The 25,372-nt window shown below is 54.3% G+C and carries 25 protein-coding genes; 12 read left to right on the top strand and 13 right to left on the bottom strand.

The window, feature by feature from the left end; all coding sequences use genetic code 11:
* Positions 1 to 50: 50 nt before the first annotated feature.
* The gene (gene kdgT / locus OGV67_RS01585) at positions 51 to 1,034 is read right to left on the bottom strand and encodes a 2-keto-3-deoxygluconate transporter (RefSeq protein ID WP_012133890.1); all 984 of its coding nucleotides are present in this window, start codon (positions 1,032 to 1,034) and stop codon (positions 51 to 53) included.
* Between the two features lie 341 nt (positions 1,035 to 1,375).
* Positions 1,376 to 1,996 (bottom strand): superoxide dismutase [Mn], encoded by a 621-nt coding sequence (gene sodA, locus OGV67_RS01580; RefSeq protein WP_024130664.1) that lies wholly within the window; start codon positions 1,994 to 1,996, stop codon positions 1,376 to 1,378.
* Between the two features lie 288 nt (positions 1,997 to 2,284).
* Here sodA and rhaT point away from each other — a divergent pair, with 288 nt between their 5' ends.
* A complete protein-coding gene (rhaT, locus tag OGV67_RS01575) occupies positions 2,285 to 3,319 on the top strand; it encodes an L-rhamnose/proton symporter RhaT (RefSeq protein WP_049009553.1) in 1,035 nt (344 codons plus the stop codon).
* Here rhaT and rhaR read toward each other — a convergent pair.
* Positions 3,316 to 4,164, bottom strand: coding sequence for an HTH-type transcriptional activator RhaR (gene rhaR, locus OGV67_RS01570; RefSeq protein ID WP_047459845.1), 849 nt, complete (start codon positions 4,162 to 4,164; stop codon positions 3,316 to 3,318). The genes rhaT and rhaR overlap by 4 nt on opposite strands.
* Positions 4,165 to 4,317: 153 nt before the next feature.
* The gene (rhaS, locus tag OGV67_RS01565) at positions 4,318 to 5,154 is read right to left on the bottom strand and encodes an HTH-type transcriptional activator RhaS (protein WP_012133897.1); all 837 of its coding nucleotides are present in this window, start codon (positions 5,152 to 5,154) and stop codon (positions 4,318 to 4,320) included.
* Positions 5,155 to 5,454: 300 nt separating this feature from the next.
* Here rhaS and rhaB point away from each other — a divergent pair, with 300 nt between their 5' ends.
* The 5 genes from rhaB to rhaM all read left to right on the top strand — a co-directional run bounded on the left by rhaB (position 5,455) and on the right by rhaM (position 10,732).
* Entirely contained in the window at positions 5,455 to 6,924 is a 1,470-nt protein-coding gene (gene rhaB / locus OGV67_RS01560; protein WP_115615276.1) for a rhamnulokinase, read from the top strand.
* On the top strand, positions 6,921 to 8,180 hold the full coding sequence (gene rhaA / locus OGV67_RS01555) for an L-rhamnose isomerase (protein WP_012133900.1): 1,260 nt from the start codon (positions 6,921 to 6,923) through the stop codon (positions 8,178 to 8,180). The genes rhaB and rhaA overlap by 4 nt, the downstream gene beginning before the upstream one ends.
* Positions 8,181 to 8,323: 143 nt before the next feature.
* Positions 8,324 to 9,151: a rhamnulose-1-phosphate aldolase gene (rhaD, locus tag OGV67_RS01550; protein ID WP_049009559.1), complete on the top strand. Its 828-nt coding sequence runs from the start codon at positions 8,324 to 8,326 to the stop codon at positions 9,149 to 9,151.
* Between the two features lie 121 nt (positions 9,152 to 9,272).
* On the top strand, positions 9,273 to 10,421 hold the full coding sequence (gene fucO / locus OGV67_RS01545) for a lactaldehyde reductase (RefSeq protein ID WP_058668376.1): 1,149 nt from the start codon (positions 9,273 to 9,275) through the stop codon (positions 10,419 to 10,421).
* Positions 10,418 to 10,732, top strand: a complete 315-nt coding sequence (gene rhaM, locus OGV67_RS01540; RefSeq protein WP_012133904.1) for an L-rhamnose mutarotase — start codon at positions 10,418 to 10,420, stop codon at positions 10,730 to 10,732. Before fucO ends, rhaM begins: the two co-directional genes overlap by 4 nt.
* Before the next feature lie 138 nt (positions 10,733 to 10,870).
* Here rhaM and OGV67_RS01535 read toward each other — a convergent pair whose 3' ends face one another.
* Positions 10,871 to 11,419, bottom strand: coding sequence for a helix-turn-helix domain-containing protein (locus OGV67_RS01535; protein WP_012133905.1), 549 nt, complete (start codon positions 11,417 to 11,419; stop codon positions 10,871 to 10,873).
* 101 nt (positions 11,420 to 11,520) lie between these two features.
* Here OGV67_RS01535 and OGV67_RS01530 point away from each other — a divergent pair, with 101 nt between their 5' ends.
* Together OGV67_RS01530 and OGV67_RS01525 are read left to right on the top strand one after the other, a co-directional pair.
* A complete protein-coding gene (locus OGV67_RS01530) occupies positions 11,521 to 12,180 on the top strand; it encodes an AzlC family ABC transporter permease (RefSeq protein WP_047459858.1) in 660 nt (219 codons plus the stop codon).
* Positions 12,180 to 12,503, top strand: coding sequence for an AzlD domain-containing protein (locus OGV67_RS01525; protein ID WP_012133907.1), 324 nt, complete (start codon positions 12,180 to 12,182; stop codon positions 12,501 to 12,503). Before OGV67_RS01530 ends, OGV67_RS01525 begins: the two co-directional genes overlap by 1 nt.
* Before the next feature lie 88 nt (positions 12,504 to 12,591).
* Here OGV67_RS01525 and OGV67_RS01520 read toward each other — a convergent pair whose 3' ends face one another.
* The 6 genes from OGV67_RS01520 to OGV67_RS01495 form a co-directional block, all read right to left on the bottom strand.
* A complete protein-coding gene (locus tag OGV67_RS01520) occupies positions 12,592 to 12,804 on the bottom strand; it encodes a YdgH/BhsA/McbA-like domain containing protein (RefSeq protein ID WP_115615278.1) in 213 nt (70 codons plus the stop codon).
* 128 nt (positions 12,805 to 12,932) lie between these two features.
* Complete coding sequence (gene fdhD, locus OGV67_RS01515) at positions 12,933 to 13,685, bottom strand: formate dehydrogenase accessory sulfurtransferase FdhD (protein WP_320337787.1); 753 nt, start codon at positions 13,683 to 13,685, stop codon at positions 12,933 to 12,935.
* Positions 13,686 to 13,901: 216 nt separating this feature from the next.
* Positions 13,902 to 14,492, bottom strand: coding sequence for a DUF1120 domain-containing protein (locus OGV67_RS01510; protein WP_233598293.1), 591 nt, complete (start codon positions 14,490 to 14,492; stop codon positions 13,902 to 13,904).
* A gap of 20 nt (positions 14,493 to 14,512) precedes the next feature.
* Entirely contained in the window at positions 14,513 to 16,936 is a 2,424-nt protein-coding gene (locus OGV67_RS01505) for a fimbrial biogenesis outer membrane usher protein (protein WP_115615281.1), read from the bottom strand.
* A 36-nt stretch (positions 16,937 to 16,972) separates the two neighbouring features.
* Positions 16,973 to 17,656, bottom strand: coding sequence for a fimbria/pilus chaperone family protein (locus tag OGV67_RS01500; RefSeq protein WP_012133912.1), 684 nt, complete (start codon positions 17,654 to 17,656; stop codon positions 16,973 to 16,975).
* 73 nt (positions 17,657 to 17,729) lie between these two features.
* Positions 17,730 to 18,437: a DUF1120 domain-containing protein gene (locus tag OGV67_RS01495; RefSeq protein WP_047459869.1), complete on the bottom strand. Its 708-nt coding sequence runs from the start codon at positions 18,435 to 18,437 to the stop codon at positions 17,730 to 17,732.
* 642 nt (positions 18,438 to 19,079) lie between these two features.
* Between OGV67_RS01495 and fdnG the strand changes: the two genes are divergently transcribed.
* Genes fdnG through fdhE form a run of 4 tightly spaced genes read left to right on the top strand, consistent with a single transcriptional unit; the run spans position 19,080 to position 24,603 of the window.
* On the top strand, positions 19,080 to 22,130 hold the full coding sequence (gene fdnG, locus OGV67_RS01490; RefSeq protein WP_286464849.1) for a formate dehydrogenase-N subunit alpha: 3,051 nt from the start codon (positions 19,080 to 19,082) through the stop codon (positions 22,128 to 22,130).
* Between the two features lie 12 nt (positions 22,131 to 22,142).
* Positions 22,143 to 23,045, top strand: a complete 903-nt coding sequence (gene fdoH, locus OGV67_RS01485) for a formate dehydrogenase O subunit beta (protein ID WP_012133916.1) — start codon at positions 22,143 to 22,145, stop codon at positions 23,043 to 23,045.
* Positions 23,042 to 23,677: a formate dehydrogenase cytochrome b556 subunit gene (fdoI, locus tag OGV67_RS01480; RefSeq protein ID WP_012133917.1), complete on the top strand. Its 636-nt coding sequence runs from the start codon at positions 23,042 to 23,044 to the stop codon at positions 23,675 to 23,677. Before fdoH ends, fdoI begins: the two co-directional genes overlap by 4 nt.
* Complete coding sequence (gene fdhE / locus OGV67_RS01475) at positions 23,674 to 24,603, top strand: formate dehydrogenase accessory protein FdhE (RefSeq protein WP_047459875.1); 930 nt, start codon at positions 23,674 to 23,676, stop codon at positions 24,601 to 24,603. Before fdoI ends, fdhE begins: the two co-directional genes overlap by 4 nt.
* A gap of 36 nt (positions 24,604 to 24,639) precedes the next feature.
* On the opposite strand, the gene OGV67_RS01470 is transcribed toward fdhE, so the two are convergent.
* The gene (locus OGV67_RS01470; RefSeq protein WP_115615283.1) at positions 24,640 to 25,014 is read right to left on the bottom strand and encodes a type II toxin-antitoxin system VapC family toxin; all 375 of its coding nucleotides are present in this window, start codon (positions 25,012 to 25,014) and stop codon (positions 24,640 to 24,642) included.
* A complete protein-coding gene (locus OGV67_RS01465) occupies positions 25,011 to 25,256 on the bottom strand; it encodes a ribbon-helix-helix domain-containing protein (protein ID WP_162790489.1) in 246 nt (81 codons plus the stop codon). The genes OGV67_RS01470 and OGV67_RS01465 overlap by 4 nt, the downstream gene beginning before the upstream one ends.
* Positions 25,257 to 25,372 lie beyond the last annotated feature (116 nt).

Here is a 25,372-nt window from a genome sequence, read left to right as displayed (position 1 = left end):
CTGACCGGAAGCGCCGGATGAGGCATAAGCCGTCATCCGGCAAAACGGGTTTATTTCACCGTACCGCGAATATCGATTTCCGCCGCTCTGGCCTTCACCTTCCGCGACCAGACTGAGGTAATGATCGGCACCAGAATCGAAGTCACGATAACCGATGTGGCAACCAGCGAGGTCGCGGCGGGCGCCATCGGTTTAAACGCCGGAACCATCTCTGCGATCAGCACGGGCGTGGCTACTGCGGCGCCCGCAGAACTTGAGGCGGCAATACCTGCCGTACCGTCACCGCCGCCGATAAACTTGTCAGCGATGATTAACGGGATGCCGGTGATAATAATGACCGCCACACCCAGTAGAATCCCCAGCACGCCCGTCTGTGCAATCACGCTCAAATCAATGGTGTTGCCCAGTGCGAAGGCGAAGAACGGGATCAGCGTCTGTACCGCTTTGCTGAAGAATTCCCGCAGTTCCGGGTCGAGATTCCCCAGCGCGAAACCAATCAGGAACGGCAATACCGCCCCCACAAATACATGCGGTTCAAACGAGGCAATCCCGGCGGTTCCCAGAATAACCATCGTCATCAGCGGCCCTGACTCCAGCGACATCAGGACAAATGCCCCGGCCTCTTCTTTGGTGCCGTACTGCTGCATGATGGAGGCATACAGCCCGCCGTTGGTCATGTCCATAGAGGCCACCAGCGCCAGCGTCGACAGCCCGGCGAAGAAGCCCGCTTCCACCCCATGTTCCGGGATAACGCGTGACGCAATAGCGGCCACCACCCAGGCAACCGCAATTTTGGTCACCACCAGCGTCCCGGATTTACGCAGTACGGTGCCTGTGGCGCTCAGTTTGATCGACGCGCCCATACAAAAGAACCAGACCGCCAGAATCGGCACCGTACCGGTGATCATACCGTTTGTGAATGAGCCGAAGTATTTCCCTGCACCTGGCGCGAAGGTGTGGCATAGCGCGCCGAGGAACAACGGAACGAGCATCATGCCACCCGGGACTTTTTCTATCGTGCGTTTAATCTGCATTTCCTTCACCTGTAGACATAAAAACGGGCAATTTTTATGGGCGAATGCACCTTACTTTGAGGCACACCCGCGTTGATGAAGAAACGATAGACATTCATTCGAACAATAAAAGTGATCCCAACCACATAACAAAACTATGTTTCATTTTTTATGGATTGATGTTTTTAATTTGACGTAAGTCACACCAGGCAAGCCCAAAAGCGCCTAAAAGAAAGCCCCCGCAGGTTATGCCTGCGGGGGCTGAATCTAATGCCGGATGGCGGCTAACGCCTTATCCAGCCTACAAATCGACAAATCCTCTTCGTAGGCCTGATAAGCGCAGCGCCATCAGGCAAAAAGACTTATTTTTTCGCCGCGAAACGCGCAGCAGCTTCGTCCCAGTTCACCACGTTCCAGAACTCTTTGATGTAGTCCGGGCGACGGTTCTGGAATTTCAGGTAGTAAGCGTGTTCCCATACGTCCAGACCCAGGATTGGGAAACCGGAAACGCCGGAAATGGCCTCGCCCATCAGCGGGGAGTCCTGGTTAGCGGTAGAGACAACCGCCAGTTTGTCGCCCTGCAACACCAGCCAGGCCCAACCGGAACCGAAACGCGTTGCCGCCGCTTTTTCAAACTCCGCTTTGAAGTTATCAACGGAACCGAAATCACGTTCGATAGCCGCTTTCAGGTCGCCCTGCAAAGCGGTGCCTTTTTTCAGGCCTTTCCAGAACAGGCTGTGGTTAGCGTGGCCGCCCGCGTTGTTGCGCAGTACGGTTTTTTTGTCCGCCGGAAGCTGATCCAGTTTGGTGATCAGTTCTTCAACCGGCAGGTTCGCGAATTCAGGCAGGTTTTCCAGCGCCGCGTTAGCGTTGTTGACATAAGTTTGATGGTGTTTGGTATGGTGGATTTCCATCGTCTGCTTATCGAAGTGCGGTTCCAGCGCATCATAAGCGTACGGCAGGGATGGCAGTGTATAACTCATAATCATCTCCATTATTGTCGAGCGGCTGAAGTGTTAATGCCGCGTAAGCAGTTGGTTCATTATAGTTAATTAAATGATATTGAAAATGCTTATCAATGCCGTAGTTTTAATAAGGATATAACTTTTCATTATGTTCTTGAATATGTGAGCCAAATCACCCGTATAACGTGCTGGTTGCCAGGAAGGAAGAAATGTCGGCAATCCTCAAAAGGTTAATCAACTGCGCAATTTTTACACTCATCAGGTCGGGAGGGTCACACCGGCAATAAAAACGATGAGGATTAAGTCATGAGTAACGCGATTACGATGGGTATCTTTTGGCATTTGATAGGTGCGGCCAGTGCAGCCTGTTTTTATGCCCCGTTCAAACAAGTTAAACAATGGTCCTGGGAAACCATGTGGTCAATCGGTGGGATTGTCTCCTGGCTTATCCTGCCCTGGACCATCAGCGCCCTGCTGCTCCCGGATTTCTGGGCCTATTACAGTTCCTTCAACCTCTCCACCCTGTTGCCCGTATTTCTGTTCGGCGCAATGTGGGGCATCGGTAATATTAACTACGGCCTGACCATGCGCTATCTCGGCATGTCGATGGGGATCGGCATCGCGATTGGTATTACGCTGATCGTCGGCACCCTGATGACCCCCATCATCAATGGAAACTTTGATGTGCTGATCAATACCGAAGGCGGACGAATGACGCTGCTGGGCGTCCTGGTGGCGCTGATCGGCGTTGGCATCGTCACCCGCGCCGGGCAGTTAAAAGAGCGCAAAATGGGGATCACCGCCGAGGAGTTCAACCTGAAAAAAGGTCTGCTGCTGGCGGTGATGTGCGGTATTTTCTCCGCCGGGATGTCCTTTGCGATGAACGCCGCCAAACCGATGCATGAAGCCGCCGCCGCGCTCGGCGTCGATCCGCTGTATGTCGCTCTGCCAAGCTACGTGGTCATCATGGGCGGCGGCGCGCTGATCAACCTGGGCTTCTGTTTCATTCGTCTGGCAAAAGTGAAAAACTTGTCGATAAAAGCCGACTTCTCGCTGGCAAAATCGATGATCATCACCAATATCCTGCTGTCCGCGCTGGGTGGCCTGATGTGGTATTTGCAGTTCTTTTTCTACGCCTGGGGCCACGCTCGCATTCCGCCGCAGTATGACTACATCAGTTGGATGCTGCACATGAGCTTCTACGTGCTGTGCGGTGGGATTGTGGGTCTGGTGCTGAAAGAGTGGAAAAACGCGGGTCGTCGTCCTGTCAGCGTTCTCAGTCTGGGTTGCGTGGTCATTATTATTGCCGCCAACATCGTCGGCATGGGAATGGCAAGCTAATCGTTTTGCGTACTGTGATGACGCCACTGGCTGGGCGTCATCCCGGTTTCCCGCGTAAACACCACCGAAAAGTAGTTACTGTCCTCAAAGCCGCACTGCATTGAAATCTCACTGATCATCAGGCGGCTGTGCTGAAGCAAATACTGCGCATGGCAGATGCGGATCTGGCGAAGATACTGGTTGATGGTCATCCCGGTCTGTGAGCGAAACTGCTGTCGCAGCACCCGCTCGCTGCACTGCTCCTGGTCGCAAAACGCATCCAGCGCAAAGGGGCGCTCCAGGCTGCCGGCCAGCGCGGTAATCAATTTATCCAGCAACGTTTCGCTCGCTCTGGTCGGGAGATCATCGGTAGCATAGCGGTGTCTTTTTAGCGTCATCACCAGCTGACCAAATAGCAGTTCCGCCATCTCATTCGCCAGCGGATCGCCCTGATTGCTCTCATGTTCAAGCTGGCTGATAACCTGCCGCGCCTGATTCATCCCCACGCTGCCCAGCCGCCAGTGCGGGCGCCGTTCACTGCCGTTAAAGCCCGGAATGGCGCTTTCCCAGCCAAGATTCAGGGTCAACCGCTCCGGGCAGTAAATAATATTCTGCAAAACCAAATCGTTAACGGAGGTGTAGGAGTGTCTGTCCTCGGCGCGAATATAAAACAGATCGCCGCGCGTGATGCGGTAAGGGCGATCGTTGAGCACATGCAAACCGTTGCCGCGCCAGACCAACACCAGTTCACAAAACTCGTGTGTATGTTCCGCGAACACATTTTGCGGATAGCGATCGGCAACCGCGACAGCCTGGCCGTCATTCGCAAAAAAGTCTTTTTTCAGAAGGACTAACTGATTTGCCACCGCAGCACCTCACGTTGAATGCTTACCGGATGGCGCTACGTTTGTCTGGCCTACAGATCGCCGCCGTAGGCCGGATAAGACGAAGCCGCCATCCGGCATTGAAGGGGACGATTATCAGCAAATTGGCGACAAAAAACGGTGATAGCTTTCGCGTTACTGTAGCAATGCGTCCCGCCCCTGGCGAATATCCCTGGGCGACCAGTCAAATTCCCGGCGAAACAGCGTCGAAAAATGGTTACTGTCGCCAAAACCGCAGCGATACGCGATATCTGTGACGCTTTCATCACTGTGACGCAGCAGGTGGCGAGCCTTGATAAGCCGCAGACGGTTAAGATAGCGCTGCGGCGTCAGGCCGGTCTGTTGTTTGAGCTGACGATGCAGCGTGCGCAGCGAGAGCGAAAACTTGTCGGCTATCGATTCCCAGCACACCTCTTCAGCAAAATGATCCTCCAGCCAGGCCAGCAACTGATTCAGCCGCGCATCGTTATTGGCCGCCCCTTCCATCAGGCTGCTTTTACGCAGCAGCACCAGCAACTGCATAAACAGAATTTCACGGTTGGCGACCGCAGGCGTGTCCATCTCGTCTCCGGCGTTTTCCATCTGCGCCACCAGTTGCCGCACCTGCTGCAACGCGCTCTGATTCACGCGCCAGTGTGACGGGTACTGCCCATCCTGTTCCTGCGGCAAGAGCTGGTTCAGCCCCGCCAGAAACTGAAACGCGTCCGGCGAGCGATAGAGCACATTCGTCAGACACAGGTTGTCGGTATGTTCATACAGATGTCTGTCGTGATCGCGAACAAAGCAGACCGTACCGCCACTAATGGTGTAGGGCTGCCCATTGAACACATGAATGCCAGTGCCATGTTCAACAATCACAATCTCGTGAAAATCATGATGATGTTCAGGAAAAGCAGACTGAGGAAGCCGGGGTTCAATGGCCACGGGCGCTTTACCTGACGGAAAAAAATCCACGCTATGCAGTACGGTCATGATGGCTTCCTGATATGAGAAACATGTCAGAAATAGTAATTAAGGGTTACTACCCTCACCTTAAATTTTTAACGCCAAAGCGCGCAAACCCGGTCGTTTTTTCAAGAAAGGACGGGAAAGATCAGGAAATGCGGACGCCGTCACATCCGGCCAATTCACGCTGATAAACGGAAATTGTGAACGCTATCACGTTCACCTTTGCCTCCTTGCCAGCGGCCAATTTAACCTGTCAGTAACAGGAAGGTACGCCTTCCTGGGGGTTCTTAGACTGAGTGCAATGAAACTCAGAAGGACTTCACCATGACTTTTCGCCATTGTGTCGCTGTCGATCTCGGGGCATCCAGCGGGCGCGTAATGCTGGCGCGTTACGACAGTGAACAACACGCCCTGACGCTGCGTGAAATCCACCGTTTCGCGAACTGTTTGCAAAAAACAGACGGGTTCGACGCCTGGGATATCGACAGCCTGGAAAATGAAATTCGCCTTGGACTGGAGAAAGTCTGCGATGAAGGTATCCGTATTGACAGCATCGGCATTGATACCTGGGGCGTGGACTATGTGCTGCTCGACAAGCACGGCCAGCGCGTCGGTCTGCCCGTATCTTATCGCGACAACCGTACCACGGGGGTGATGCAGCAGGCGCTGGCGCAGCTCGGTAAGCATGATATCTATCGCCGCAGCGGCATTCAGTTTCTGCCGTTCAATACGTTGTATCAGCTCCGCGCGCTGGTTGAACAACAGCCTGAACTTATCCCGCAGGTGGCGCATGCCCTGCTGATCCCCGACTATTTCAGTTTCCGCCTGACGGGCGAAATGAACTGGGAATACACCAACGCCACCACCACGCAGCTCGTCAATATCAACAGCGATGACTGGGACGATGCCCTGCTGGACTGGACCGGCGCCAACAAAGCCTGGTTTGGCAGACCTACCCATCCGGGCAACGTGATCGGCTACTGGATCTGCCCACAGAAAAATCAGATTCCGGTGGTCGCCGTCGCCAGTCACGACACCGCCAGCGCGGTGATCGCCTCTCCACTGGCCGATAAAAACAGCGCTTATCTCTCTTCCGGCACCTGGTCGTTGATGGGCTTCGAGAGTAGAACGCCCTACACCGATGACGCGGCGCTGGCGGCGAACATCACCAATGAAGGCGGCGCAGAAGGCCGCTACCGGGTGCTGAAAAACATCATGGGGCTCTGGCTGCTTCAGCGCGTACTGAAAGAGCGCCAGATTACCGACCTGCCCGCGCTGATCGCCGAGACCCAGTCGCTTCCGGCCTGCCGTTTCCTGATAAACCCGAATGACGATCGCTTTATCAACCCCGCCGATATGAGCGCGGAGATTCAGGCGGCCTGCCGTGAATCCGGCCAGCCGGAACCCACCCGTAACGCCGAACTGGCACGCTGCATTTTCGACAGTCTGGCGCTGCTGTATGCCGATGTGTTGCAGGAGCTGGCGAACCTGCGTGGTGAAGCCTTTAGCCAGTTGCACATCGTCGGCGGAGGTTGCCAGAACGCCCTGCTGAACCAGCTGTGCGCGGATGCCTGCGGCATTCGCGTGATGGCCGGGCCGATTGAGGCTTCCACCCTCGGCAATATCGGCATCCAGCTCATGACGCTGGACGAACTGAACAACGTTGACGACTTCCGTCAGGTGGTGAGAACCAACTACGACCTGACGACCTTTACCCCAAATCCTGACAGTGAAATTGCCCGCCACGTTGCGCAGTTTCAATCAAAACGACAGACAAAGGAGCTTTGCGCATGACCACTCAACTTGAACAAGCCTGGGAACTGGCGAAACAACGTTTTGCTGCGGTAGGTATTGATGTCGAGGAGGCGTTACGCCAGCTCGATCGTCTGCCGGTATCGATGCACTGCTGGCAGGGCGACGACGTCGCCGGATTCGAAAACCCGGAAGGATCGCTCACCGGCGGTATTCAGGCCACCGGTAACTATCCCGGTAAAGCACGTAGCGCCAGCGAGCTGCGCGCCGACCTGGAACAGGCGCTAAGCCTGATCCCGGGGCCAAAACGCCTGAACTTACACGCAATCTATCTGGAGTCTGACACGCCGGTGTCCCGCGACCAGATCAAACCGGAGCACTTCAAAAACTGGGTGGAATGGGCAAAAGCGAACCAGTTAGGGCTGGACTTCAACCCCTCCTGCTTTTCTCACCCGCTGAGCGCTGACGGCTTTACCCTGGCGCACGCGGACGACAACATTCGCCAGTTCTGGATTGACCACTGCAAGGCCAGCCGCCGCGTATCCGCGTACTTCGGTGAGCAACTGGGCACGCCGTCGGTGATGAACATCTGGGTCCCGGATGGCATGAAAGACATCACCGTTGACCGCTTAGCGCCGCGCCAACGCCTGCTGGAGGCGCTGGACGAGGTGATCAGCGAAAAACTGAATCCAGCGCATCACATCGACGCCGTGGAAAGCAAACTGTTCGGTATTGGCGCGGAAAGCTATACCGTCGGCTCCAACGAGTTCTACATGGGCTACGCCACCAGCCGCCAGACCGCGCTGTGCCTCGACGCGGGCCACTTCCATCCGACCGAAGTGATTTCCGACAAGATTTCCGCCGCCATGCTGTATGTGCCGCGCCTACTGCTGCACGTCAGCCGCCCGGTACGCTGGGACAGCGACCACGTCGTGCTACTGGATGATGAAACCCAGGCAATTGCCAGCGAAATCGTGCGTCATAACCTGTTTGACCGCGTGCATATCGGCCTCGATTTCTTCGATGCCTCCATCAACCGTATCGCCGCGTGGGTTATCGGCACGCGCAATATGAAGAAAGCGCTGCTGCGCGCGCTGCTGGAACCAACCGGGCAACTGCGTCAGTTAGAAGCCAGCGGCGATTACACCGCCCGCCTGGCGCTGCTGGAAGAGCAGAAATCCCTGCCGTGGCAAGCCGTCTGGGAAATGTATTGCCAGCGTCACGACACGCCAGCCGGCAGCCAGTGGCTGGAAAGCGTCCGTGCCTATGAAAAAGAGATTCTGAGCAAACGTAGCTAACCGCGACGCCTGACTTGTAGGCCGGATAAGACGTTCCGCGTCGCCATCCGGCAATAAATGAAACACGATTGCCGGATGGCGCTGCGCTTATCCGGCCTACGTAAGACCCGATAACGTTCGGGCAATAAATGGGAACACCGAACATGCAGAACATTACCCACTCCTGGTTTGTCCAGGGAATGATCAAAGCCACCTCCGACGCCTGGCTGAAGGGCTGGGACGAACGCAACGGCGGCAACCTGACGCTGCGTCTGGATGAGGCGGATATCGCGCCGTTTACCGACGATTTCCACCAGGAGCCGCGCTATATCGCGCTGAGTCAGCCAATGCCGCGGCTGGCGAACACGCCGTTTATCGTCACCGGCTCCGGCAAATTCTTCCGCAACGTACAGCTCGATCCGGCAGCGAATTTAGGCGTGGTGAAAGTGGACAGCGACGGCGCGGGCTACCACATTCTGTGGGGGCTGAATCATGAGGCGGTTCCAACCTCCGAACTGCCGGCTCACTTCCTCTCCCACTGCGAGCGCATTAACGCCACCGATGGCAAAGACCGCGTGATTATGCATTGCCACGCCACCAACCTGATCGCGCTAACCTACGTGCTGGAAAACAACACGCCGCTTTTCACCCGCAAACTGTGGGAAGGCAGCACCGAGTGCCTGGTGGTGTTCCCGGACGGCGTCGGCATTCTGCCGTGGATGGTGCCGGGCACCGATGAGATCGGTCAGGCCACCGCGCAGGAAATGCAGAAGCACTCGCTGGTGCTGTGGCCCTTCCACGGCGTGTTCGGCAGCGGCCCGACGCTGGATGAAACATTCGGCCTGATCGATACCGCCGAGAAGTCTGCGGAGGTGCTGGTCAAAATCTATTCGATGGGCGGTATGAAGCAAACCATCACGCGTGAAGAACTGGTAGCGCTTGGCAAACGCTTTGGCGTGACTCCGCTTGCCAGCGCATTAGCGTTGTACTGATTCTTTCCGCAATCCAATGCCGGATGGCGGCTTCGCCTTATCCGGCCTACGAAGCCGTAGGCCGGATAAGCGCAGCGTCATCGGGCAATAGGGTAACGCGTCAATCTTAAGGAGAATATTCATGAGCTTCATGTTGGCACTTCCCAAAATTAGCCTGCATGGCGCAGGCGCAATCGGCGATATGGTTAACCTCGTCGCGAACAAGCAATGGGGTAAAGCGCTGGTCGTCACTGACGGGCAACTGGTAAAACTGGGCCTGCTGGACAGCCTGTTTGCCGCGCTTGACGCGCATCAGATGTCGTACCACCTTTTCGACGAGGTTTTCCCGAACCCCACTGAAGAACTGGTGCAAAAAGGGTATGCGGCATATCAGGACGCGCAGTGTGATTACATCATCGCCTTCGGCGGCGGCAGCCCGATCGATACCGCCAAAGCGGTCAAAATTCTGACGGCGAACCCTGGCCCCTCTACCGCCTATTCTGGCGTCGGCAAAGTCAAAAACGCGGGCGTTCCGCTGGTGGCGATTAATACCACCGCCGGTACGGCAGCGGAAATGACCAGCAATGCCGTCATTATCGACTCCGCGCGCCAGGTCAAAGAGGTCATCATCGACCCGAATATCATCCCTGATATCGCGGTGGACGACGCCAGCGTTATGCTGGACATCCCGCCATCCGTCACTGCCGCCACCGGCATGGATGCGCTGACCCACGCCATTGAGGCCTATGTCTCGGTTGGCGCGCATCCGCTTACCGACGCCAATGCGCTGGAAGCCATTCGGCTGATTAACCTGTGGTTGCCGAAAGCGGTTGATGACGGCCACAACCTCGAAGCGCGTGAGCAGATGGCGTTTGGCCAGTATCTGGCGGGTATGGCGTTCAACAGCGCTGGTCTTGGTCTGGTACACGCGCTGGCGCATCAGCCGGGCGCCACGCACAACCTGCCGCATGGCGTCTGTAACGCCATCCTGCTGCCGATCATTGAGAACTTTAACCGCCCGAACGCAGTCGCGCGTTTTGCCCGCGTCGCCCAGGCGATGGGCGTCGATACTCAAGGTATGAGCATTGAGGCGGCGAGTATGGAAGCGATCAATGCAATTCGCGCATTGAGCAAACGCGTCGGCATTCCTGAAGGTTTCAGCACACTGGGCGTCACGAAAGACGATATTGAAGGCTGGCTGGACAAAGCGCTGGCAGATCCGTGTGCGCCGTGCAATCCACGCACCGCCAGCCGCGATGACGTCCGCGAGTTGTATCTGGAGGCGCTATGATCCGCAAAGCGTTTGTGATGCAGGTGAATGCCGACGCACACGAGGAGTATCAGCGTCGCCATAATCCCATCTGGCCGGAGCTGGAAAGCGTATTGAAAGCGCATGGCGCGCATCACTATGCGATTTACCTCGATAAAGAACGCAACCTGTTGTTCGCGACCGTCGAGATTGAATCGGAAGAGCGCTGGAATGCCATCGCCAGTACCGACGTGTGCCAGCGTTGGTGGAAGCATATGCGCGACGTGATGCCTGCCAACCCGGATAACAGCCCGGTGAGCGCAGAGCTGAAAGAAGTGTTTTACCTGGCGTAGGCTGTCTGAAGCCGGATGACTCAACGCCGGATGGCGGCGCTAACGCGTCTTATCCGGCTTACAGGTAGCAAACGGCACGAAATTGTAGGCCGGATAAGCGTCAGCGCCATCCGGCATCATAAACCTCATCGCGCGGAATTAATTTTGCTCGGCCACCAGGATCGCCTGCGTATCCGCTTCCAGCGCTTTAAAAATGTGCTCCTGATCGGCGGGATAACAAATATAATCGCCCTCGCCTAACTCTTCCGGCGCCTCTGTCAGCCCGACAAGCGCTTTCCCCTGCGTCACAATAATATGCTCCACCGATCCCGGCGGATGTGGATGTGAAATACGATCCGCCCCCGGCTGCGTCAGCAGCAGGTAGATATCGCGCCGCGCCCCTGGCGGACAGGCAGCCAGTAAAATAGCCTGATAGTGGGCCTGTTCCGCCACCACTTTTGTCCCTTCTCCGCGACGAATCACCTGCGTTTTTTGCGCCTGCGGCTCCAGCAGACGTGCAAAGGGAATATCCAGGGCCACGCAAAGCGCCCAGAGCGTTTCCAGGCTAGGATTTCCATTGCCCGCTTCCAGTTGCGACAGGGTAGATTTCGCAATCCCCGCACGCCGGGCGATTTCCGCCAGCGACAGGCCGGTACGCTGACGTTCGCGCACCAGGCTTTTCGCGATCACGCTAATGGGCTGTGTCATTCACGACTCCGCGTTCTTTATATCGAACGAATCGTTCGACTTGTAAATCAATTCTGTTGCGTTCATTATAATGGAAATTCGTTCGATATGGCTAAAATAGTATGAAACATCACCTCTCATGTCTCAGCGGAGACACGATAAAAGCGATATTTTTAGTGTGTCTGGCCGTTGGCGTCGTCGGGATGTCCTACGGATCGCTGGCGATGGCCTACGGCTTCCCGATTTGGGTGCCGTTTGTACTCTCCATTTTTGTCCTGGCGGGGGCGTCCGAATTTATGTTTATCGGCATTGTCGCCAGCGGCGGGAACCCGCTGGCCGCCGCCGCTGCCGGTTTGCTGGTGAATGCCCGCCACATTCCATTCGGCGTAACGGTACGTGAACTGGTAGGCACCCGCGCCGCCAGCTTTCTGGGCTGCCATATCATGAATGATGAAAGCGTCGTCTTTGGTCTGTCGCAAAAAACACGGCAACAGCGCAAAGCCGCCTACTGGCTGTGCGGCGCGGGCGTCGCAATTTTTTGGCCGCTGGGCGCACTGCTTGGCGCGATGGTCGGCAAACTGCTCCCGGCACCGGAAACCATCGGTCTGGATGCGGTATTTCCCGCCATTTTATTGGCGTTAGTGATCCCGGCGTTCAGGAATCGTACCACGCTGATCCGCGCCTGTAGCGGCGCCGGGCTGTCGCTTGCCGCCGTCCCCTTCGCACCGGTCGGGTTGCCGGTACTGCTCTCTCTGCTTGGCTTACTGACGAGGAAAAAATAATGGGCAACATGACGCTGTTTATCGTCGGTATTGCTGTGTTATCGGCAGGCACCTATCTGATGCGTCTTGGCGGAGCAAAGCTCGGCAACCGGCTGGCGCTCTCCGAACGTTCTCAGGCGCTATTGTCGGATGCGGCAACGGTATTGCTGTTTTCAGTGGCGCTGGCAACCACGTTTTATGAAGGCGAACATTTTGCCGGAATGGCGAGGGTACTGGGCGTCGCGTTCGCTGTTTTCCTGGCGTGGCGCAAAATGCCGCTGATTGTGGTGATTATCGCTGCGGCGGTGGTGACAGCACTGCTGAGGCTGGCGGGTATGCACTAAATATGAGGCATTTATCGGAATAGTAAAACAGTAAACGCAGAAACGAAAAAAGCGCCCTGAAGGCGCTCTTTCGACAGTTTTGGATCACTTATTTCAGCAGTTCAGCGGTCATATGCACGCGGTTACCGGAGTATGCGGAAGTGATTTTGTAATCACTGGCGCCAGCCTGCTGAGCCTGAGCGGCGATTTTTGCTTCTGCGCTTTCCAGAGTAGAGCCCGTCGCGGTAACAGACTGAGCGGCGAAAGAGCCGAAAGAAGTAGCGAGAGCGATAACTACGACAAAAATTTTGATGTTTTTCATGATATAAACCCTTTAACTTAGTTGTTTAAGTAAGGCACCGTGCCTTGATGTGATAAATAATAGGCCGGTATTCGAACAACTAAAAGCGGAAGGATTTGCTATTCTTTTTCAAATTTACTGAATAAAATTCAACCTGTCATCAAACGCCGTGGATGCGTATAAATTGTCGCCTTGCCCGGCTTGCAAAAGCCCACCAGCGTCAGGTTACAGCGCTCAGCCACGTCAACCGCTAACGTGGTGGCAGCGGAGACGGCAAACAGGATTTCAACGCCGCACATCGCCGATTTCTGCACCATTTCATAGCTGGCGCGACTGGAGACCAGCACCGCGCCCTGCTGCCAGCTTTCGCCTTCCGTCGCCCGGTGCCCCAGCAGTTTATCCAGCGCGACATGGCGACCGACATCTTCATGCCCGCCCGCTAATTCACCGGACGGCATCGCCCACGCCGCCGCGTGAGTACAGCCGGTAAGCTGACCGACCGGTTGAAAATCAGACAGATGCTTCAACGCGCGATCAAGATTCGCCAGGTTAAAGGTTTGGGTAAACGGGAGCGGCGTAATGGGTTTGCCGATGTCATTCAGCTGCTCCACGCCGCAAACGCCGCAGCCGGTACGCCCGGCCAGGGCGCGACGACGTTCTTTCAGCCCCATAAAACGGCGGCTGGAAAGCTCAATCTGCACTTCAAGGCCGTTGCAGGAAGGAACGACGTCCATGCCATAAATATCCTGCGGACATTCAATAATGCCTTCCGACAGTGAAAAACCGATCGCGAATTGCTCCAGATCTTTCGGCGTGGTCATCATCACCACATGGGAAATGCCGTTATAGACCAGCGCGACAGGAACTTCCGTCGCCAGCATATCCGGTTTTGATTGCGTCAGGCACCCGCGCGTCCAGACGGCATGAGAAACAGCGCCCTCCGGGGATAAATTTTGATGGTCAGACAAAGCAGCTTCCTGGTATGGACTCACGATAAGAGAGATTGCGTTCAGGCAGGATGAGAGCGCCTTTGCGCATTTAACTGCGGTTATTGTCCTCCATTATTTTTGTGAGGTCAAAACCGGGGCAAAACCGCCCCGGTCGGCAGGATGAGAACGCTAGTTAGCCGCGAGAGCGTCAAACGACACGGTGTAGGTTTCTTCCAGATCCTGCGTATTGCTGGTCTGGAAAGCTTTATCGGCAAGATAAGTGGTGATCATCAGTGTTGCAACCCACTGTTTTCCTGCCACTTCCTGACCGTTTACCGCAGCAGCGGACATATCCGGCAACAGCGTCATTTCCGCAGCGCCGCCCGATACCTGCGCCGCGCCGCGGGGAACCGAAGCCAACTGAACGGGAGCGTTATCGACTCTGGCATTTTTCATTTTAATCGACATCGCGCCGTTGTCAGAAAACTGCCAGGCCTGCCCCTGCCGGGCGGGGCCATCCACAAAGAGCCGAATTTTATGTTCATCAGTACAGATGACGGAGACCTGTAACTCCCGGGTGACGGAGGCATAACCGTGATACATATTCCCGGCGTATTCGGTGCTCCCCTCCCTCATATCCTCCCTGCGGAACCGCCCATAGTCGACCTGTTTTGTCGAAGATAAAATCTGACAGTCGCCTTCTTCCGCCAGTGCGGATGGCGCATTCCCACACAAGAAACCCGCCAGTAATACAGACATAAAAACGCTAAGGTGTTTCATGGAGCCAGCTCCCTGTTTCATTAGAGACATTTCCCTTTTATCTCCTCGTAGAATTTCTGCGGATCGGCTTCCGGCAGGGTGTAGTTCAGTTTGCATCGTCCACCGTCCACCTTCGCATACAGCTGATGGCTTGCTGAGATATCATTCAGGAAGATCAAACCGTCCTCTGGCGCGGAAGTGATGTATTCCCCGGCGTCGTTGACAATGGAGACGCCTTTCGGCAACGGAGTACCGTCTGCACGCATGACAGAGAGCAGCACGCGCCGCTGACTCAGCGTGGTGAATTGCCATTTCGCGACCGCCCCGTGCGACGCTTTAATCGCCGTCCGGCCATTATTGACGTCAAGATTGCCCGGAAGACTTTGGGTATTGAGTTCCAGCGTACTTTCATGGAACGGCGTCAATGACGGGACAACGGCCTGACCCCATTTATCGGTCCAGACGGGCCCGCGCGACGTCACGATTTCGATACCGGCAACAGGCTTGTCCAGTTGGGTAATGGCATACGTGTCCGCGACCGGATACGGTGAGAAGGTCACGCCATCGTCATGCGCCACAATGCCGCCACTCAATGCGGCAGAGTAGTTCGTATTGCTGTCGTTATCGCCGCCAGCCGCCACGGACAGCGTGGTATAGTGAAGATTGCTGTTAAGCGAGCTATCCCAGTCGGTAACACTTTCGTCCTGATCGCGAGACACGCCGACCGTGTATTGGTTGTCGTCATTCAGCGACCCCATCGCCCGCGTGCCATAAGAGCTTCTTCCTTCACTCTCGCGATACCACGAGTTCGTTGAAACACCGGTACGGCCTAACGGAACAGAAACGTTCACGTAGAACATATCGTGATCGCTCTCATCCCCACGACTGATATCCGATTCCCAGTTCACGCTGACGCTGAAATATTTATAGGTTTGCGACCAGGAAGAGATAATGCGGCGGCTATTATAGTCGCTGTCCCAGGCCTCATTACGGTAGTAGCCGAGTGAAAAACGCCCCAGAAGCGTATCCGACCAACTGACCGCGACGTTCGTATCGTATTTCGTTGGGGAGTAATCATCGTCGTCGCTATACAGTTCCTGCATTTCGCGATAGTCCGCCGTGCCGTAGCTGCCGCCCAGCGAAATCCCCATCCCCCAGGGCAAGGAATACCCAAGATCCAGCGTGGTTTTGTGCCCATCAGTCTGGCTACGGTTATCGATCGACCCAAGAAACCCGAGCGAGGCATATAAATTCTGTACGGGAACGGTATCCACATTGGCAGAGAAACCGTAATAGTGGTTATCCGCCATCACCATTCCGGCCATGAGATTCATACGATTATTCACTGACCAGCCATCAGACGCCGACACAATCCAGGGCTGCTCAAAATTCGTGTCCATATCTTCCGCACGCCCCACGGCCAGAGAAAAGCCCGGCGCCCTGCCGACATGGTTGCTACGAAACGTGCTCGCCGATACGGTAAAATGGCTTTCGCTTCCATCGGTCTCCGTCACCGTGACATTCAGGTCGGTGTTGAGGTTAGCAATGGGTACATCGGTTAAGGTAAAGGGGCCAGCGGGAACAAGCGTTGAATAGATGATCTGCCCGCCCTGGCGAATATCCACGCGCGCCTGAGAATATCTGGCGATCCCCGTCACCTCGATGCCGCTCCCCTCGTTCGGCAGCAGGGTATTATCCGGCATGACTTGCACACCGTAGACCGATGGAATACTAAAGCGGCTGTTGGCAATGTTGATTTGCCCGCCCTGCACCATCACGCCATAGTCGGCGAAAGTGCGTTGCGCGTAGGTATAATACGAGTCGGTCTCTAATTCCTGGTCGCTGCCGTCGCTGACGAATTGCGTGCTGCGCACAATCCAGTCACCCGCATTAAAACCAAGTTCAAACGTTGACTGAAAGCGGTCTGAATTATCGCCGTCATATTTATAATGCGTGCCAAACATGGAGTAATTCAGCATTGCGGCATGACCACCGCGAACGTCCGCGACCTGTCGGTTATTATCTGGATCAATCGCTTCCTGCGGAACAACCAGCGACATTTCTTCTGTTTCAGGCGTAGCGCTAACGGTTGCCGTAGACCAGTATTGATGGATCAGCGGGCAGGTTTCTCTTTTTATTTTCGTGATGAGTCCTGCGCTTTCCAGAAATGCTTTATCAATACAGGGCTGCCCTTCCTCATTAAACTTAACCGACATGACACTGTGTTTCTTGCCATTAATAATAACGGTCACATTATGGACACCAGGAGTGAACCGGGACGCTAAGGAATAATAATCAGCAATCACAGGATCGAGACCATTAGATTCTAATGCATCAGTATCAAATACCGCTCTCGCCAACTCCATCGTTCCAGTAGAGGTCGGCATTATTTCCGCCCGTATACTGAAAGCGATTGCCGTCAGACAAAACACAATAATTCCTTTTTTAGCGGAACCGCGAATCATAACCACTCCATGTGTTTTACAATAAACTGAGATTAATTATTTTATTTCTGCAACAAAACTCTTCGCCTTATAGCCATAGCGCGTAGCAGGATACATTTCGATATTTTTATCCAGTGCGGATAATGTGGTCGAGGCATGGGCACTTATTGTTTCACCCGGCAGAATATAAGCCTTTGGTAAATCAGCGTGCGCGCCTGATGGCAATAATTTTACTTTCTGCTCCAGACGGATAACATAAGGCGTTTTATTTTCCACGCTGAGTTTTCCGCCGCGCATATGCCACTGGAGATCTTTCCACGGCTCCATATTCACGTCTAAACCCGAAGGATGAATAATGACGGGAAGGTTTTGGCTAAAGACCACTTTAACTTTGTTTTTATCCCGTTGCGGGATGGTCGTAAAAATAACGCGCTTCAAATGCTCAACTTTTAACGGCTCCGCGCTATTTTTAAGAACGAATCGCACACGTTGCGTCTTACCGGCATCAACACGCGTAACGGGTTGCGTGACAATCAGGCCAGGCTGAGGATCGTCTGGAAGATTGACGATTTTGGTATACAAGAGCTGGGCATCAGCATCGGTGTTTTTGACATCCATACTGCCGCCTTGCTCTTCTTCATTAATCAGCAGCAGCGACGTGTCGGGCACCATCCCGGCAGCCAGACAGTTAAATGACGCCAATAAACAGGCGCAGATTAATGTTTTCTTGAAGGAAAGCATAATATTAGTCCATTAATATTCATAACTGCTCCCCATAGTAATATGGGGAGCATCTACGATACGTGCAGTGTAATTACAGGTATACCAGCTCTACGGTGGTTAAGCCGTCAAGCGTCGCTTCATCGGTAATTTGCAGATCGTCTGTCGGGTTGATAATCGCGGACACACCGACGTTAAAGTTGACTTTTGTTTGCGGTTCTGGCGCATCAGCCGAGCTTTTACCAAAGCTGTAAACCTCGCTGTTATTATTTATAATCTGCATATAGCTGTTGCCTGCTTTTGTTCCCCAGGTAGTGCCGTCATTTGCTGAGAAATAGGCAATCAGGTTATCGCCATTGCCGTTAGTCAGCGTTCCTGAATCAATCTGAATACCCAGCGCATATGCCCCAATTTTCTGGCTACCGTACAGCCCCAGGCCAAAAAGATAATTAGCAGAAGAAATGAAATCAGTCGATGCGAAATTAATGGCATAACCGGTGGTCGGTACAGAAGCGCTATGCATATCAGTAAAAGAAACGCCGACACGCGTATCTTCTTCACAGGTAATGGCGACTGGCACGGTTTTAATGTCAGGCAGTGCGGTTGGCGCAGTTGAATTTAATGACGCCACTTTGATGGTGCCAAAATCAGCGATACCGCCGCCGCTTGGGAATGACGGAATACAGGAAGCAGGAACAATTTTCCCTGATACTTTAATATCAACGCTCGGTGCCGCCATAACGGAAGAAGCCGTCAGCGCCAGCACAGACACCATCAGGCTTTTTTTAAAAAAAACATTCATTTTTATTTCCTTATAAAAGAAGCCACTTTATATAATGATGACCTCTGCATATTTCAAAAAATTGACATGACACCAACATACAATATTGGTTGGCGAAATTTATCATTTGTCAAAAAACCATAAAATCGAAAGATTATTTTTAAGAATTTATTCCAGGAAAATCCTCAAAGGAAATCCTTATATATATTCACCAAACATATACAATGATTCATATAAAAGATTAAATCCCGTTATTGTATAAATAATAAATATTATCTACCGCCAGAAAAGCCGATCCATCCAGAACTACCGATAAAGAATGCTGATACCTCATCTCTTTTCGAACAACGACACAATTATTTAACATAGTGATGATTACGCAGCGAAATTTATTAACTCCAAAGTATTGGTTCCTGCTTTTTCGGTTGCAAAGATCGTCAGTCATTATGCATCAATGTGATAAACATCACGTTTTCATGTTGCCATCATGAAAACTCATTCACTTTTATTTAACCGCAACAGAACACACCTACCAACATTATGGTATCCTGAGTTATATCCCTCCCGGAACTGAGGGAATGCACAAATTCTTCCCTTTGCGGCCAGTTTCATGGTGGTCCGCAAAGTAAAACTACATAGCAATGTCGAAACAAGGAGCAAACCATGCAGGTCAGCAGAAGGCAGTTCTTTAAGATCTGCGCTGGCGGTATGGCAGGCACCACGGCGGCGGCACTGGGTTTCGCACCCAGCGTAGCGCTAGCGGAAACACGGCAATATAAATTGCTGCGCACCCGCGAAACCCGTAACACCTGCACTTACTGTTCCGTTGGTTGTGGGCTGTTAATGTACAGCCTCGGCGACGGTGCAAAAAACGCCAAAGCATCTATCTTCCACATCGAGGGCGATCCGGATCATCCGGTCAGCCGTGGCGCGCTTTGCCCGAAAGGGGCCGGTCTGGTGGACTTCATTCACTCCGAAAGCCGCCTGAAATACCCGGAATACCGCGCGCCAGGTTCAGATAAATGGCAGCAAATCAGTTGGGATGAGGCATTCGACCGCATCGCTAAACTGATGAAAGAAGACCGCGACGCCAACTACGTTGCGCAGAACGCCGAAGGCGTGACCGTTAACCGCTGGCTCTCCACCGGGATGCTGTGCGCTTCCGCATCCAGTAACGAAACCGGCTATTTAACGCAAAAATTCTCCCGCGCGCTCGGTATGCTCGCGGTCGACAACCAGGCGCGTGTCTGACACGGACCAACGGTAGCAAGTCTTGCTCCAACATTTGGTCGCGGTGCGATGACCAACCACTGGGTCGACATGAAGAACGCCAACCTCATCGTGGTGATGGGTGGTAACGCCGCTGAAGCCCACCCGGTAGGGTTCCGTTGGGCGATGGAAGCTAAAATTCACAACGGCGCGAAGCTGATTGTGATTGATCCTCGCTTCACGCGTACGGCGTCGGTGGCCGATTTCTATGCCCCTATCCGTTCCGGTACTGACATTGCCTTCCTGTCAGGCGTACTGCTGTACCTGCTGAACAACGAAAAATACAACCGCGAATACACCGAAGCCTATACCAACGCCAGCCTGATCGTGCGTGAAGATTTTGGCTTCGAAGATGGCCTGTTTACGGGCTATGACGCGGATAAACGCAAGTACGACAAAACCAGTTGGGCCTACGAACTGGATGAAAATGGCTTCGCTAAACGCGATACCACGCTGCAACATCCTCGCTGCGTGTGGAACCTGCTCAAACAGCACGTTTCCCGCTATACGCCGGAGGTGGTGGAAAATATCTGCGGCACGCCGAAAGCCGATTTCCTGAAAGTATGCGAATACATTGCGGAAACCAGCGTCAAAGATAAAACCGCGTCGTTCCTGTATGCCCTCGGCTGGACGCAGCACTCCATCGGCGCGCAAAACATCCGCACGATGGCGATGATCCAACTGTTGCTCGGCAACATGGGGATGGCTGGCGGCGGCGTCAACGCGCTGCGCGGTCACTCCAACATTCAGGGGCTGACTGACTTAGGGTTGCTGTCGCAAAGCCTGACGGGTTACATGACGCTGCCCAGCGAAAAACAGACCGACCTGCAAACCTACCTTGCCGCCAACACGCCAAAACCGCTGCTGGAAGGTCAGGCCAACTACTGGAGCAACTACCCGAAATTCTTCGTTTCTATGATGAAAGCCTTCTTTGGCGATAACGCAACGAAGGAAAACGACTGGGGCTTCGACTGGTTGCCGAAGTGGGACAAAGGGTACGACGTCCTGCAATACTTCGAGATGATGAACGAAGGTAAGGTCAATGGCTATCTCTGCCAGGGCTTTAACCCGGTCGCCTCATTCCCGAACAAAAACAAAGTGGTTGCGTCACTCTCTAAACTGAAGTTCCTGGTGACTATCGACCCGCTCAATACCGAAACGTCCACCTTCTGGCAAAACCACGGTGAGTCGAACGATGTTGATCCGTCGAAAATCCAGACCGAAGTGTTCCGTCTGCCGTCAACCTGCTTCGCCGAAGAGAACGGCTCTATCGTCAACTCCGGCCGCTGGCTGCAATGGCACTGGAAAGGCGCGGACGCCCCCGGCGACGCCGTAACCGACGGCGAGATCCTGGCCGGTATCTTCTTACGCCTGCGTAAGATGTACGCCGAGCAAGGCGGCGCGAACCCGGAACAGGTGCTGAATATGACCTGGAACTACTCCACGCCGCATGAACCGTCTTCGGAAGAAGTGGCGATGGAAAGTAACGGTAAGGCGCTGGCCGATCTTATCGACCCGGCAACGGGTGCGGTGATCGTGAAGAAAGGCCAACAGCTCAGCTCGTTCGCCCAGCTGCGTGACGATGGCACAACTTCCAGCGGATGCTGGATTTTCGCCGGTAGCTGGACGCCGGAAGGCAACCAGATGGCGCGCCGCGATAACTCCGATCCGTCAGGCCTCGGCAATACGCTGGGGTGGGCATGGGCATGGCCGCTGAACCGCCGCATTCTGTATAACCGCGCCTCCGCAGACCCACAGGGCAACCCGTGGGATCCGAAGCGCCAAATCCTGAAATGGGACGGCGCGAAATGGGGCGGGATGGATATCCCGGACTACAGCGCCGCTGCGCCGGGTAGCAACGTCGGGCCGTTCATCATGCAGCCGGAAGGGATGGGTCGCCTGTTCGCGCTCGACAAGATGGCGGAAGGGCCGTTCCCGGAACACTACGAGCCGTTTGAAACGCCGCTGGGGACGAACCCGCTGCACCCGAACGTTATCTCCAACCCTGCCGCCCGTATCTTTAAAGGCGACGCAGAGGCGTTGGGTAAAGCCGATAAGTTCCCTTACGTCGGAACAACTTACCGTCTGACCGAGCACTTCCACTACTGGACCAAACACGCGCTGCTTAACGCTATCGCGCAGCCGGAACAGTTTGTGGAGATCGGCGAGAAGCTGGCGAACAAGCTCGGCATCGCGCATGGCGATACCGTAAAAGTCTCCTCCAACCGTGGCTATATCAAAGCCAAGGCGGTAGTGACCAAGCGCATTCGCACGCTGAAAGCAGACGGCAAGGATATCGATACTATCGGTATTCCTATTCATTGGGGCTACGAAGGGGTGGCGAAAAAAGGCTTTATCGCCAATACGCTTACGCCATTCGTCGGTGATGCGAACACGCAGACGCCGGAGTTCAAGTCCTTCCTGGTGAATGTGGAAAAGGTGTAACGGAGACGACCTATGGCTTATCAATCGCAAGACATCATTCGTCGTTCCGCGACTAACGGTTTCACTCCCGCGCCACAGGCGCGGGATCACCAGCAAGAGGTGGCGAAGCTTATCGACGTCACCACCTGTATTGGCTGTAAAGCCTGTCAGGTGGCCTGTTCGGAATGGAACGATATTCGTGATGAAGTGGGCAGCAACATCGGGGTGTACGACAACCCGGCTGATCTGACCGCAAAATCCTGGACGGTGATGCGCTTCTCGGAAGTGGAGCAAGACGACAAACTGGAATGGCTTATCCGTAAGGATGGCTGTATGCACTGCGCCGATCCGGGCTGCCTGAAGGCATGTCCGGCAGAAGGGGCTATCATTCAGTATGCCAACGGCATTGTCGACTTCCAGTCTGAACAGTGCATCGGCTGCGGCTACTGCATCGCCGGTTGTCCGTTCGATGTGCCGCGCCTCAACCCGGACGACAACCGCGTTTATAAATGTACGCTGTGCGTTGACCGTGTGGTGGTGGGGCAAGAACCGGCCTGCGTGAAGACCTGCCCGACTGGCGCTATCCACTTTGGTTCCAAAGAGGCGATGAAAACGCTGGCAGGCGAACGTGTGGCTGAGCTGAAAACCCGTGGTTACGACAATGCAGGTCTGTACGATCCGGCGGGCGTCGGCGGTACTCACGTCATGTACGTGCTGCACCATGCCGACAAACCGAATCTGTACCACGGTCTGCCGGAAAACCCGGAAATCAGCGCGACGGTGAAATTCTGGAAAGGCATCTGGAAACCTCTCGCAGCGGTCGGCTTTGCTGCGACCTTTGCGGCCAGCATCTTCCACTATGTCGGTGTCGGCCCGAACCGTGCAGATGAGGAAGAAGACAATCTGCATGAAGAGAAAGACGAGGTGCGCAAATGAAACGACGTGACACCATCGTGCGCTATACGGCGCCGGAACGCATCAACCACTGGATCACCGCCTTCTGTTTCGTACTGGCGGCGGTGAGCGGACTGGGCTTTTTGTTCCCGTCCTTCAACTGGCTGATGCATATCATGGGCACCCCACAGCTGGCGCGCATTGTGCACCCGTTCGTGGGCGTGATCATGTTCGCCTCATTCATCATCATGTTTTTCCGTTACTGGCACCACAATCTAATCAATCGGGATGATATCTTTTGGGCGAAGAATATTCGTAAGATCGTCGTCAACGAGGAAGTCGGCGACACCGGACGTTATAACTTCGGCCAGAAATGCGTATTCTGGGCGGCGATTATTTTCCTGGTCCTGTTGCTGGTCAGCGGAGTGATCATCTGGCGTCCGTATTTTGCGCCTGCTTTCTCAATCCCGGTGATCCGATTCGCGTTAATGCTGCATTCATTTGCCGCAGTAGCGTTAATTGTGGTTATCATGGTGCACATTTACGCCGCCCTCTGGGTGAAAGGCACCATTACCGCGATGGTGGAGGGATGGGTAACCCGGTCATGGGCGAAGAAACATCACCCGCGCTGGTACCGTGAAGTCCGCCAGAAACAGGAAAAGTCATCTGAATGAGTATTCGCATAATCCCGCAAGATGAGCTGGAGAAGAGCGAGAAACGTACGGCGGATATGATTCCGCCGTTATTGTTCCCCCGGCTCAAAAATTTGTATAACCGCCGCGCCGAGCGTCTGCGCGAGCTGGCCGAAAACAACCCGCTTGGCGATTATCTGCGCTTTGCCGCGCTGATCGCACATGCCCAGGAAGTGGTGCTGTACGACCATCCGCTGGAGATGGATCTGACCGCGCGCATCAAAGAAGCGAACGCGCAGGGCAAACCGCCGCTGGATATTCACGTTTTACCGCGCGATAAGCACTGGCAGAAACTGCTGCATTCGCTGATTGCTGAGCTGAAACCGGAGATGAGCGGCCCCGCGCTGGCGGTAATCGAAAATCTGGAGAAGGCTTCAGAACAGGAACTGGAGCAAATGGCGAGCGCGCTGTTTGAATCCGATTTTGCCTCCGTCAGCAGTGATAAAGCCCCGTTTATCTGGGCGGCGCTGTCGCTCTATTGGGCGCAAATGGCCAGCCTGATTCCCGGTAAAGCCCGTGCGGAGTACGGCGAGCAGCGTCAGTATTGCCCGGTGTGCGGCTCAATGCCGGTTTCCAGCATGGTGCAAATCGGCACCACGCAGGGTCTGCGTTACCTGCACTGCAACCTGTGCGAAACCGAGTGGCATGTGGTGCGCGTCAAATGCAGCAACTGCGAGCAGAGTCGCGATCTGCACTACTGGTCGCTGGATAACGAACAGGCGTCGATTAAAGCAGAAAGCTGTGGCGACTGCGGTACTTACCTGAAAATTCTGTATCAGGAAAAAGACCCGAAAGTGGAAGCCGTCGCCGACGATCTCGCCTCACTGGTGCTCGACGCGCGCATGGAGCAAGAGGGCTTTGCCCGCAGCTCCATCAACCCGTTCCTGTTCCCGGGCGAAGGGGAGTAATTCTGACGTCAGGTCGGGTGGCGCTTGCCGCCCGGCTTATAAATGGTAAGGCGTAATGACTCCCGGAATCCCCGCGAAGTCCTTTGTATTGCGCGTCACGAGCGCAAAACGATGAATGTGCGCTGTAGCCAGAATGACCGCATCCGGCAACTTCATCCCGTATTCCTGCCTGAGACTGACACTTCTTTCGGCAATATCCTGTGAAATGCCAATAACGTTAAAAGCGCTCAATGCTATACGTGTGCGGGATTCCTGATGGTACTTTTTTGCCCCTACCATCACTTCCATCCAGGTAATGAGACTAATGGCATTCTGGGGTGAGTAAGCTTCGAGAGCCTTCTTCGCTTCACCACGCCCGCTAAATAAATCAATGAGAATATTGGTGTCAAACAACACCGGACCTTTAATCATTGCCACTCCTCGCGGAGCTTCCTTTCGTATTCAACGCCATCTTCTTCGCAACCTTGCCAGAGCCCCAGCGCATCGGAAATAGTGGTTTCGGCTTGTCCCTGCCTTTCCAGGTATTGTTCAACTGCTTCGCGTAATAGCTCTGCTCGCGGAAGATTACGCTGTTGTTTGAGGTCATCAAGCCGCTTGATAACTTCATCTGATAAATCAAGTAATATTCTGCCCATTTCCATCCCAGCCATCATACTCATATATACTCCCAGTATATCATTGGCGATTGATTTTCAAACAACATACACCGATGAAAGACCAGAAAAAAGACTTTATGAGCGCGATTTTTGCTTTTACGAGCCGCTTTCCA

Source organism: Citrobacter sp. CK188 (assembly GCF_030333525.1).
GTDB classification, from domain to species: domain Bacteria; phylum Pseudomonadota; class Gammaproteobacteria; order Enterobacterales; family Enterobacteriaceae; genus Citrobacter_B; species Citrobacter_B koseri.
Note: the sequence above shows the minus strand (reverse complement) of the source record. Positions and strands in the feature narration are given on the sequence as shown.